This window comes from Paenibacillus sp. FSL H8-0283 (assembly GCF_045040675.1).
Lineage (GTDB): Bacteria > Bacillota > Bacilli > Paenibacillales > Paenibacillaceae > Paenibacillus > Paenibacillus amylolyticus.
Window position 1 is genome coordinate 6,419,808 of sequence record NZ_CP150295.1, and the last position, 12,124, is coordinate 6,431,931.

At 46.8% G+C, this 12,124-nt stretch carries 10 protein-coding genes; all 10 read right to left on the reverse strand.

Translation table 11 applies throughout. From position 1 onward, the window contains the following. Positions 1–37 precede the first annotated feature (37 nt). Entirely contained in the window at positions 38–922 is an 885-nt protein-coding gene (locus MHI52_RS28255; protein WP_076254020.1) for a flagellar hook-basal body protein, read from the reverse strand. 102 nt (positions 923–1,024) lie between these two features. Beyond that, the gene (locus MHI52_RS28260; RefSeq protein ID WP_036612542.1) at positions 1,025–2,023 is read right to left on the reverse strand and encodes a rod shape-determining protein; all 999 of its coding nucleotides are present in this window, start codon (positions 2,021–2,023) and stop codon (positions 1,025–1,027) included. 219 nt (positions 2,024–2,242) lie between these two features. Next, positions 2,243–2,530 carry a sporulation transcriptional regulator SpoIIID gene (gene spoIIID / locus MHI52_RS28265; RefSeq protein ID WP_024632710.1) on the reverse strand — a complete coding sequence of 96 codons (288 nt, stop codon included), beginning with the start codon at positions 2,528–2,530 and terminating at the stop codon, positions 2,243–2,245. Positions 2,531–2,700: 170 nt separating this feature from the next. Next, positions 2,701–3,441 carry a M23 family metallopeptidase gene (locus tag MHI52_RS28270; protein WP_036667765.1) on the reverse strand — a complete coding sequence of 247 codons (741 nt, stop codon included), beginning with the start codon at positions 3,439–3,441 and terminating at the stop codon, positions 2,701–2,703. 1,144 nt (positions 3,442–4,585) lie between these two features. Further along, a complete protein-coding gene (gene spoIID, locus MHI52_RS28275; protein ID WP_405158030.1) occupies positions 4,586–5,926 on the reverse strand; it encodes a stage II sporulation protein D in 1,341 nt (446 codons plus the stop codon). 467 nt (positions 5,927–6,393) lie between these two features. Then, positions 6,394–7,740 (reverse strand): UDP-N-acetylglucosamine 1-carboxyvinyltransferase, encoded by a 1,347-nt coding sequence (gene murA, locus MHI52_RS28280; RefSeq protein ID WP_017691942.1) that lies wholly within the window; start codon positions 7,738–7,740, stop codon positions 6,394–6,396. Positions 7,741–8,262: 522 nt separating this feature from the next. After that, positions 8,263–8,520 carry a DUF1146 family protein gene (locus MHI52_RS28285; RefSeq protein WP_017691941.1) on the reverse strand — a complete coding sequence of 86 codons (258 nt, stop codon included), beginning with the start codon at positions 8,518–8,520 and terminating at the stop codon, positions 8,263–8,265. A gap of 606 nt (positions 8,521–9,126) precedes the next feature. Continuing rightward, positions 9,127–9,531: a F0F1 ATP synthase subunit epsilon gene (locus MHI52_RS28290; protein ID WP_036612555.1), complete on the reverse strand. Its 405-nt coding sequence runs from the start codon at positions 9,529–9,531 to the stop codon at positions 9,127–9,129. Positions 9,532–9,593: 62 nt separating this feature from the next. After that, the gene (gene atpD, locus MHI52_RS28295; protein ID WP_047840699.1) at positions 9,594–10,997 is read right to left on the reverse strand and encodes a F0F1 ATP synthase subunit beta; all 1,404 of its coding nucleotides are present in this window, start codon (positions 10,995–10,997) and stop codon (positions 9,594–9,596) included. Positions 10,998–11,092: 95 nt separating this feature from the next. Next, on the reverse strand, positions 11,093–11,965 hold the full coding sequence (gene atpG / locus MHI52_RS28300; RefSeq protein WP_405158031.1) for an ATP synthase F1 subunit gamma: 873 nt from the start codon (positions 11,963–11,965) through the stop codon (positions 11,093–11,095). Between the last annotated feature and the right edge of the window lie 159 nt (positions 11,966–12,124).

Sequence of the window (12,124 nt, forward strand, 5' to 3'; positions counted from 1 at the left end):
TGGCTCTCCGCTGCGCGGTTATATTTAAACGTCAGCGTTATACACGCCCGACTTCATTGACGGCTTTATCCAGACTGCGGTCGTAGAATTGTACGACCTTCTGGTTCGCTTCATACGCCCGGAATGCGGCGTTCATATCAACCGTTGCCTGTGAGGCATCAACATTGGAACCTTCCAGGTATCCCTGACGGATCTGCACATTATCACCGGCAGCCATCATCCGGGACGTTGCCCCGTTTGCATCGCTGAGACTGAAATTGCCATTACCTTGACGAACCAGTTGATTCGGCTGGTCAATGACACTAATGCCAAGAGTAACACCTGTTGGTGCACCCGTTGCTGCATTCACCAAACGGCCTTGCTCATCCACTTTAAATTGCTCCACAGAACCTGTCAACACTACAGGTTGTCCATTATTATCCAACACTTGTGAACCTGTTGAACTCAGCAATTGTCCCGTTCCAGTGATCTCGAAGTGACCATCGCGTGTATATCCGGTGTTACCTTCTGCATCCTGAACTGTAAAATACGCCTGGGGCTGGTAAGTCACCGTGCCGTCGGCCCGTACAAATTTGCCTGATGCGTCAAACGGGACAGGTTGTCCAGTCTGCGGATCATTGACAGTCATATTGGATGAAATGGAAAAATCATTTTTCTGCCCAGTCTCCATAATGGTCCCCTGCAAATTCATGGACAAACTCTCTTCCGCGAACACCCCCGTGTTCAGCTTGCCCAGCCGCTTTGTTGGAAGATTTGCATCTCCGCCTACCAAAGTAATGAGCATTTCCGGGAAGGAACGGCTTACGCTGTTCACCTGTTTGTATCCCGTGGTGTTCATATTTACGATATTCTGTGTTGCTGTGTCATGGCGGCGTTGTTGCGTAATCATTCCCGCAGTAGCGGTGTACAGACCTCTTAACATGAATTAACCCCTCTCCTCAAGCGCTTGACCTGCATCACAGGTTGGCTGCTTGTCCGTTCTGCTTTCCGAGCATGGCGAACCTTTGCTATTTATATCGGCAGATTAGAACTTTTTCTTAACCACCTGATCCAAATTATTAAGCATTATGCCTGTCCCCTTCACGACACAGTGCATTGGATCTTCCGCCACCCATACCGGTACATGCAATTCATTGGACAAAAGCTCGTCCAGTCCGTTCAGCAATGCACCTCCGCCAGTCAATACAACACCACGGTCGATAATGTCCGCTGACAATTCAGGCGGTGTACGTTCCAATACCGATTTGGCTGCCACGATGATGGATTGCACGGAATCCCAAAGTGCTTCCTGTACTTCATTTCCCGATATCGTTACAGTAACAGGAAGGCCGGATACCATATCGCGTCCGCGAATGTCCATCTCCGTTTGATGTCCACCCGGATGTACGGTACCAATTGCAATTTTGATATCTTCAGCGGTCCGTTCACCGATCATGAGCTTATACTTGGCTTTGATAAACTTGATAATGGCTTCGTCGAACTTGTCCCCTGCGACTTTAATAGAAGAGGCGGTGACCACGTCGCCCATAGAAAGGACTGCAACGTCAGTCGTACCGCCGCCGATATCCACGACCATATTGCCGCTCGGCTGAAAAATATCCATTCCCGCACCGATCGCTGCCGCTTTCGGCTCTTCTTCCAGAAACACTTCTTTGGCACCGCTGCGTTCTGCCGCCTCACGGATGGCCTTCTGCTCCACGGAAGTAATGTTCGTTGGTGCACAGATCAGAATTCGAGGGTGGCTGTACCAGCTTCTTGCACCCACACGATTAATGAAATGTCTGAGCATCGCTTCTGTAATCTCGAAATCCGCAATAACGCCGTCACGCAGCGGTCTAATGGCAACAATGTTACCTGGAGTACGCCCCACCATACGACGCGCTTCTTCCCCAACAGCAAGGACACGCTTCGTATCTCTTTCAATGGTCACGACGGAAGGTTCATCGAGGACAACCCCACTTCCTTTCACGTGAATAAGCACGTTGGCCGTGCCAAGATCAATACCGATATCCTTGCTAAACATAAAAGAGCCCCCAAAGTGATATTATTTGGTCAGCGTATCCTGTGAAAAAGAGTCCCTTATCACGTCACCGCTCGTTCGACAAAGTGCAACATATATATGTAAAAATCGGGCTGATAAGCTGTCATAATTCGATCCTGTACCAGCATTTAACATATCATACTTCAGGGGAGGGATTCAATGCATGTGTGAGCTTTTTGGCCTACGTCTTTGTGAAGATGCTTACGATTTGGCGGAAGCCAACACCTCACGTTTCTTGCCACTCGTTTTTTTGTATTTAATTTTGGTCGCTTCACCGCCCCGCAAATGGCGGATCGACTTGTGATACTCCAAAATGTGTTTCACCTGGTCAGCAAGATCAGGGTTGATTTCCGGCAGACGCTCCGTCAGATCCTTATGCACAGTACTCTTTGACACGCCGAATTCTTTGGCTATGGTACGGACCGTATTCCTCGTCTCAACAATGCAGCGACCAATTTTGATGGTCCGTTCCTTGATGTAATCGTGCACGCTCCCGCCTCCCTACTGTGTGGATAGTTTGGTACATTATATGAGGAGCATGCCTATATATTCGCGGTTTAGAGGTGTGACAAGCTTCGAAGGTCCCATTATTTTCTGAAAAGCACAAAAAGAGCAGAGGTTTAACCCCCTGCCCGTCATGTTGCTGCGGTAAAATTCATTTATTTTTCCGGAAGATATCCTTGAGGGTTAACCGGCTGTCCGTCTTCGTACACTTCAAAGTGAAGATGGTTGCCAAGCGTTTTACCCAATTCATTGACGCCAGCGGATGCAATCGCATCTCCCTGTTTCACTTCGTCGTCCTGTTTCACTTTGACGTCTGCCAAGCTTTGGTACACCGTCTTCAGGTTATCGCTATGTGTGATTTCCACAACTTGACCTGTGAGCGGATTTTGCTCAACCCGGGTAACTTTACCGGCGAGTGCTGCTTTGACTTCAAACGTTTTGTTATCCCCACGTGCCAGATCCACACCCGTGTTCGGGATGAATGTATCATTGTACTGCACCATTGCCGCTTCATGTTCCTCGGTTGAAGCTTCGCTATCATAGAAAGGTTTCACTACCGAAATTTCGGACGGTACCGCTACCGGCCATACAAAATTCTCCGACTTTGCAACAACTTCCACACTTTCTTCTTCTCCACCTACTGCTGTTCCTTCTGTACCCGCCGATGCGCCTGTTTCTACTACCCCGCTAGCAGGGTCCGAGTTTAGCGTTTTGTCGCCTGTGCCCTGATAGACCCACACTAAGGTTAGTATAATGCCTGCTGCTGCGATGTAGGCTGCCGGGAAGACCCAGCGTTTGGACATTGCTCTTTTCCATGAAGAGGGCTGACTAGCCGGTACTCCTTGAGTTGTTTTAGGAGTTTCTTCTTGGTTTGTTTTTTTGTTTTGTTCATTCATGTTAATCACCTCAGTAACAAGTGTTACCGGGTGCAACTCTTTTATACACGCGCGACTCTAATTATTTTCACGGAGGTTTCAGAGAGTGCTATATATGTGGGGGAGGAGTGATTAGTGCGTGCGCCGCTTCGGGGCCAGAAAACCTTTCGACCGCTGGTTACTACCAGATTTCTTCTATCACCTTCTTCAAAGGTGAAATCCGATAGTAAAGGCGGACACTTCGTTTCTACAGGTCTTTTCTGTCCCCTGCGCTCCCCATACGCTAGCACTCTCCTCATATATAGCCGAATCTCGAAAGCTCCGGAATGGTGAAATCCGATAGTAAAGGCGGACACTTTGTTTCTACAGGTCTTTTCTGTCCCCTGCGCTCCCCATACGGCTAGCACTCTCCGCATATATAGCCGAATCTCGAAAGCTCCGGAATGGGTGTTGGTAGACTGGTCCGGATTGCCTGTAGAGGCCAATCCTTCTATGAGGTGCATTTATCGGTGAGAGAAAGGATATAGGATGTGACTGGATAATGCAGATTTAAACCGCCCAGGTTCTTTGAAAGTGAGATGTGAGATTAGAGATAGACAAAGCGCGCCAATACTGAATGTTCCATCTAACATCTTGATTTGAAAGAAGCTAAATCATGAATGGTTACAGTATAGTTAGAAGTTGCTTAGTAGACAGGGAACATAAATCAATTTTTTAACCTTAGGGCTTGGAAACTTAATTTCAACGTTCTGGTTCTGGTTCGGCTTGCTTATTGCGAATGAGCATGTAGTGAATGGCAGTATCCTCCATTTTGTTAATGATTAGATTATAAAATATTTCTAACGAACTCAGACGGCCTTATTGGCGGGGAAATCGCGGCTTAGGAATTCTAACGAACCGTAGACACACTAATTACTCTTTAGGGCGCTATTATTGGATCAGTTCGGTGGTATATCGTGATATAACGTGTCTGAGATTCGTTAGAATTTCCATTCGTTGTGATAACGCCCAATAAGATCTCTCAGATTCGTTAGCACGCAATGATATACGGAGAGTCTGATGAGTTCCAAACCAAAACTGCTCTCATTCACATACATTTGCATACATTCGCACATACTCCTACTCATTCGAATTATTTCGCTTTATCCATCCGTGTTCATCTCTCCTACTTCGATGCAAGCATCTTGGATGCCTGTCCGAATGAAATGCCGGTATAGTAGTGTTTGAGAATTTGGGTGGCCGTGTGTCCCTCCTGCGCCATGCCGTTTGCTCCCCATTGGCTCATGCCAACCCCATGACCGTAACCGTACGTTGTAATCTGGATTTCGTCACCTGTGGTCTTCCAACTGAACTGGCTGGATCTTAATCCAAGCAGTTTACGAACCTCGGGTCCGCTGAATGTCTCACCTGCGATCTGCATTTCCTTAATCCGATGTCCTTTGGTTGTAGACAATACTTCCATCCACGATCCACCCTTCTGTGCGGTAACCGGAATAGCATCCAAGTTTAACTTCTGCAGAATATCATTACGCTTCATGGTGACGGTCTGCTTGAATCCTGGTGCCAGGTTTTTGTCCCACGGACTGTCTACACTTTGCAGATACGGCACGGCGTTCCCCCATACATCCTCAGCATTCTCGGTATACCCATTACTTGTGGAAAAAAAGGATGCGGTGATTGCCTTGCCCTGATATGTCATCACCGTATCTCGACTTTCGCGCACAGCCTGTTGCAGCTTCTCCCATTCCTTCGCCTTCCCTAGACGCGTCCAATCCGATTCCACCTGATCTGGCGGAATAAACACCTGATGGCTGACCGTATCCGTCACATCCGCCGCACCTGATGGAACACCGCTTGTATCACTCGCAGCTAACCTACGCACGATAAATGTACGAGCAGCTATTGCCTGCGCCTTTAACGCCTCCAGTCTGAATTCCGCTGGCATCTCAGCTGCCACAACCCCGGTAACATAGTCTTCCAATGGCAGATTCATCGTTGTGCCCGTTGCAGACAGGTATACGCGCACTTTAGGTTCAGGGTACGTAACAGGAACGGCTGGCGCAGGAGCTGGGGTTCTTGTACTGCTTGAATCTGTTGGAGCAGGGATCGGCTTTGGTGATTCACTTGTCCGCGGCCATACCAGAATTACCGGAATCAGTAACGCCATTGCCAATAAGGCAGATACAGCGGCAGCAGGTTGCCATCGCGTCGTATTACGTCCCCATCGGGGTTTTCGTCCAAATGTCCGCATTCGGCGACGCTTCACTCGGCGGAACTGGTCCAGCTCAATAACAGGTATATGAATATGCTCGGTTGTCTGTCGGTTCAGTTCATCTGCCGACACCCGTCCTGGATTGGATAATCTTGCAGGCTGTGATGGAACAGTCCTCAGGTTCAATGGGGCAGGCTTGTCTTTTTCCACTCCAGAAACGATATTTCCCTCCGGCTCTTGCATACCTGGACGAGGGACAAGGGGTACCTTTACCTGTACACGAGCTTCTTTCATTCGAATATAACCCTCCGTTATCTATGGCCGGTCATGTGCCGGTCGTGTTGTTCAAATCCATAGTTTAGGTTATGAGCTGGCTTGATCTGATAGAACCTGATTTGAGAGAAACGAGGCCCTTTTCGTTCTGTTCAATTTCTTGTTTTCTTTTGCTATCTACATCTTAGAAACGTTGACCTGTCGCTGTATACCGGTGTTTAGCTGGATCCGACACCCATATAAAGTATGCTCTTTCATTTGGTTCAGAATCGATACAGAATACGATGTTATGCTATACAAGTTAGGACCAGCTATTAATAGAATCAGGTATCAAATATCTCGTTGTCTTCTTAAAAGTAAACACAAAAAAAGCCAAGCCAGATGGCTTAGCTTTATCATTTTTGACAATCACGTTCCATCGCATTCATAATCCACACAACTGTGTGACTTATAATAGAGGGACCATATTTTTTCTATTCAATCCAGTGTTAAGCCAAAGTTGGTTGCACCTTAAACATCGGTACTTCTTTCTCCACTTTTTCACTAGGTGCTTTGGTTGCTTCCAGCTTAGGCTCATCAACCGAGATCCGATAGATGTCAGCGCCAAGTCCATTAAGCTTCTCAGCGAGATGTACATAGCCACGGTCGATGTGATGAACACCGCCCACTTCCGTTGTACCTTCAGCAACAAGACCTGCAATAATGAGTGCGGCACCCGCACGCAGATCGGTAGCCGTTACTTTGGCACCCTTCAGTTTGGCATTACCTGTGACGATGGACGAACGTCCTTCAACTTTGATCTCCGCATTCATCAATTGGAATTCATCCACATGCATGAATCGGTTTTCAAAAACAGTCTCTGTCACGACACTTGTTCCTTCAGATGCAAGCAAAAGTGCCATCATCTGGGATTGCATATCTGTCGGGAATCCTGGGTATGGTAATGTTTTCACATCCACAGCCTTAAGAGGGCGATCTGCGATTACACGCACGCCATTCTCATCCGGTTGGATTGTAACACCCATCTCTTCAAGCTTCGCGATAACGGAGCCTAAATGATCAGAGATTGCACCTTCAATGTACACGTCACCACCCGAAATTGCAGCAGCAGCCATATACGTACCAGCTTCTACCCGATCCGGAATAACGGTGTGTGTAACACCTGTCAGTTTCTCCACACCTTCAATGCGGATCACTCCAGTACCAGCACCACGTACGATGGCACCCATCCCATTCAGGAAGTTGGCAAGATCCACAATCTCAGGTTCTTTTGCCGCGTTCTCCAGAACAGTTACACCTTCGGCCAATGTTGCAGCCATCATAATATTTTGAGTGGCACCTACGGAAGCCACATCCAGATAAATTTTCGCGCCACGCAACCGACCTTGGCTACGAGCTTCGATATAACCTTGGCCCAAGCTGATCTCTGCGCCCATGGCTTCAAAACCTTTCAAATGCTGATCAATAGGCCGTGTACCGATGGCACATCCACCAGGAAGTGAGATTCTTGTATGACCCATACGAGTCAACAAAGGCCCCATGACCAGGAAAGACGCCCGCATTTTACTTACCCATTCATACGGGGCTTCACAGGAAGTAAGTTTCTCCGCATTTACGGTAATCACTTCGTCCCGGTATGTAACTCCCGCTCCCAGCGATTCCAACACCTTGTTAATCGTCATCACATCGTCTAGAGGAGGCGCGTCAATAATAACGCTTTGTCCTTCTTCCCCTAAGAGAGAGGCAGCGATGATCGGAAGAACAGAATTTTTAGCGCCGCTAACTTTGACACTTCCGGTCAACCTTTTGCCACCGCGGACGATAAATTTGCTCATCATGGTTCCCTCCGCGCTTTTATTCCCTTTTCTTCATTCCGGAATACGTAAGCCCCACTATGCTAGAAAGGACTGTTGCTGTGTGTGGAATTTCGACATATTCTGGCATATTGCCACAGATGTCTGTTCAGAAAAGAATTGGTTTTTATAATCCATATCAATGATACCATGTGCCGTGCATCTTGCTATTCAGCATGTAAAAATCAGTGTCTTACAAGCCAGCAGAGCATCAGAACAGACAGAGTGGGATGGTTATTAGCCGGCATGAACCGGATATCCCGTTTATAACTACAAAATAAGTGAACAATTGTGAATTCCCTAACTTCCATCATAACATTGTTGAATTGTACGATACAAGCATTTTTACATAAAACATCTCAAATTCATCCAATTTTACGTCACATTTTTTTCTTAATTTCTTTACCGACAACTCATACTCTAATTGTTAACACAATTAATCGATGTTATTCGACAATGAGCAGCTTGAAGAACCTAACAGATGATTAACCAACCATCTCAACATTAAAACAAATTACGCAACATTTGAGTCCAGGACAAGTAGTCAATGACAAAGCCAGCAACGGCATGCCCCAAAATGATGGCGAGCAACAAATGCAACAGTCTTCCCTGAGCACCTCGTGGTTGCCTGATGATTAAATCCAGTTTGAGATTTGTCAAAGCCCACCAAGACAACGCAATACATAACAGGGAGACGATGATTGAGACCAAGCCATTGGTGCTTAACGCTTGGTTCACCTGATTCGTCAGATCAGTATCCATATATTCTTTACCTCCACATTTGTTGCAGCGATCAGCATATCATATGCCCGGCACCCATAACTTGTTAGTATACTGGAATGTCTTAAGCACAACATACTGAGCGTACTGTCAGATTTACTCCTGCCAGGCAGGAATCTCCTGATGCCCAATCACCGAGCAGCAACAATGCGGCTGTGCATGACTATGGAATCTACTACGCAGCTTCCTGCTTCTGCTGACTCTATGGAATATAGGCTCTTTCATCATACATTGTCAATTACATTGATTTCCACTTCTAAAATATTTTAATTTTAAAATGCCGGGATTTTGTGACTAAAACGACATAAAAGAGCGCTATTTCGATATCGATTCTGTCATTTCCTCGGAAATAATTTAAATTTACTCATGAAAAAAATGGTTCTCTTAGTGGTAAATGCGCCCACTACTTTAGTCCTACATTCTATTCAAATAATCATAATCGGTGAATATTTTGCTTAAAATACTTCTGTTTACTGAAGGGATAGGATGGATTTGTGGTCAGCCCTTTTGATATATTCGATAAAACAATTCTATTAAACAAACTCAAAAAAGCCCGGCAGACTAAGCCGCCAGGCTTCAAAGAATCGTTTATTTGCCGAACACATTAATCCGGTTAACCGCTTTTTGCAGCGCAATCTCTGCACGACGGTGATCAAAGTGGTCCTGATTGCTTTGGCTTGCAAGCCGACGTTCTGCCCGCTCTTTCGCCGCACGCGCACGATCCACATCAATGCTTTCCGGGAATTCAGCACTCTCTGCGAGTACAACAACCTTATCTTTACGAACTTCGATAAACCCGCCACCGATAGCAACTCGTTTATTTTCTTTTCCGTTATGGATATAGATTGGTGCAATCTGCAAAGGTGTAACCATAGGAATATGACCTGGCAGAATGCCCAGTTCCCCTTCAATACCACGAGCCGTAATGCTATTCACCTGTTCTGAATAGACCAAACGCTCGGGTGTTACGATTTCCAACAAAAAGGTGCTCAATTCCATCCCTCCTGAAATATCCGAAGGATAGCCCGCTTCATAAGGACAATCCTGGATTCAGACTAAACCAGTGTTTTGGCTTTCTCCACTGCCTCTTCAATTGTACCAACAAAGAGGAAAGCTGCTTCCGGAAGATCATCATACTTACCTTCGAGAATCTCTTTAAAGCTGCGCACCGTTTCTTTAACTGGAACGTATTTACCCGGAATACCGTTAAATGCTTCAGCAACGTGGAAAGGCTGGGACAAGAAACGTTGGATTTTACGAGCACGGTATACAAGCGCTCTATCTTCTTCACTCAACTCGTCCATACCCAGGATTGCAATGATATCTTGCAATTCATTGTAACGTGCCAAGATACGTTTAACGCCTTGAGCTACGCTGTAGTGTTCTTCACCTACAACTTCAGGGGACAAGATCCGGGAGCTGGAAGCCAGTGGATCTACCGCAGGGTAGATACCCATCTCGGAAATTTTACGCTCCAAGTTCGTCGTTGCATCCAAGTGAGCAAACGTCGTTGCAGGAGCCGGGTCAGTGTAGTCATCCGCAGGCACGTAGATGGCCTGGATGGATGTTACAGAACCTTTTTTCGTTGATGTGATACGTTCTTGCAGTTGACCCATTTCTGTTGCCAGCGTAGGTTGGTAACCTACCGCGGAAGGCATACGTCCAAGCAAGGCAGATACTTCTGAACCCGCTTGGGTGAAACGGAAGATATTATCGATAAAGAGCAACACGTCACGGCCTTCTTCATCACGGAAGTATTCCGCCATCGTCAGACCTGTGAGGGCTACACGAAGACGTGCGCCTGGAGGCTCGTTCATTTGTCCGAAAACCATTGCTGTTTTGTTGATAACGCCGGAATCACTCATCTCGTGATACAAGTCATTACCTTCACGTGTACGCTCACCAACACCCGCAAATACGGAGATACCGCCGTGCTCTTGTGCGATGTTGTTGATCAATTCTTGAATGGTTACCGTCTTACCTACACCGGCACCACCGAAGAGACCGATTTTACCACCTTTAGCGTAGGGAGCGAGCAAGTCGATAACTTTGATTCCTGTCTCCAGCATTTCTGCTTGGGTAGTCAGTTCATCAAATGCAGGTGCTGAACGGTGAATCGGGTTCTTGTGCTCAGCAGCCACGGCACCGCCAGTATCAATCGCTTCGCCGAGTACGTTAAATACACGACCCAGTGTTGCTTCTCCGACGGGTACAGAGATTGGTGCTCCTGTATCTAAAGCTTCCATACCACGAACAAGTCCATCCGTGGAGGACATCGCAATACAACGTACTCGGTTGTCACCCAGATGTTTCGAAGCTTCGAGTGTAAGGTTTACACTAACGCCGCTCTCACTTACTGTAGTGATCGTAATGGCATTGAGGATTTCCGGCAGACCGCCGCGATCAAACTCGACGTCAACAACCGGACCCATGATGCTCACAACGCGTCCTTTGTTCATCTTAACGTTCCCCTCCTACAAGCCTGCTACTTTTGCAAAAATAATGTACCGTTCGTTTATCTTTGCTCTGCAAGCCTTCATTAATAAAAAAACGGTTAGCCTTGTGCTGCGTTGGCACCTGCCACAATTTCCGTAATCTCCTGCGTAATCGCCGCTTGACGGGCACGGTTGTATGTCAATGACAAGTCGTTAATGAGTTTGGATGCATTTTTGGTTGCATTACCCATTGCCGTCATTTTCGCGCCGAGCTCACTTGCCTTACCGTTCAGAAGTGCACCATAGATCAGCGTTTCCGCGTAACGCGGAAGCAGAACCTCCAGTACAGCTTCAGCAGACGGCTCGTATTCGTAGCTTGCCGTTGGTCCTTCCGCAGCAGTTACCTCAGGTGTTTCCATCGGAAGAAGTTTTTCTACCGTAGGAATCTGGGTCAACGCATTCACAAAGCGGTTATAACAAATGTACAATTCATCAAATTCAGCCAGTTCAAACCCATGAACAGCTTCGTGTGCGATGGATTTGATGTCTGCAAATGAAGGCGAATCCGACAGATCCGTTGTTGTGGATGCCATCACAATTTCACGACGTCTGAAGTAATCGCGTCCTTTACGTCCAATGACGAACAATTCGTAGTCGTCTTGGGAGTTGTGGCGTTCTTTGAGCGTCTGATTAACCTGACGCAAAACGTTCGCATTGTATCCACCTGCAAGACCACGGTCCGATGTAATGATCAGGTAAGCTGTCTTTTTGACCGGACGGCTCTCCAGCATCGGATGCTGTATACCTTGCGTGCTTGATGCAATACTAGCTACAACTTCTTTCAGTTTCTCCGAATAAGGACGGGCTGCTTCCGCTTTTTCCTGCGCTTTACGCAGTTTTGCAGCAGCTACCATCTCCATTGCTTTGGTGATCTGCTTGGTGCTTTGTACGCTTTTAATTTGCCGCTTAATTTCGCGCATGCCTTTTGCCATGATTTCACCACCTCAAAACTTTGACGGGGTCAAAGTTACTTCGTAAGCATCACCACTAGTTTTGACAAAGTCAAAACTACATCGTAAGCATCATCTTTTTTGACAGAGTCAAAGTATTACATGCAGACATGCGGAATCGGTTAGACAACTCCGCACCTG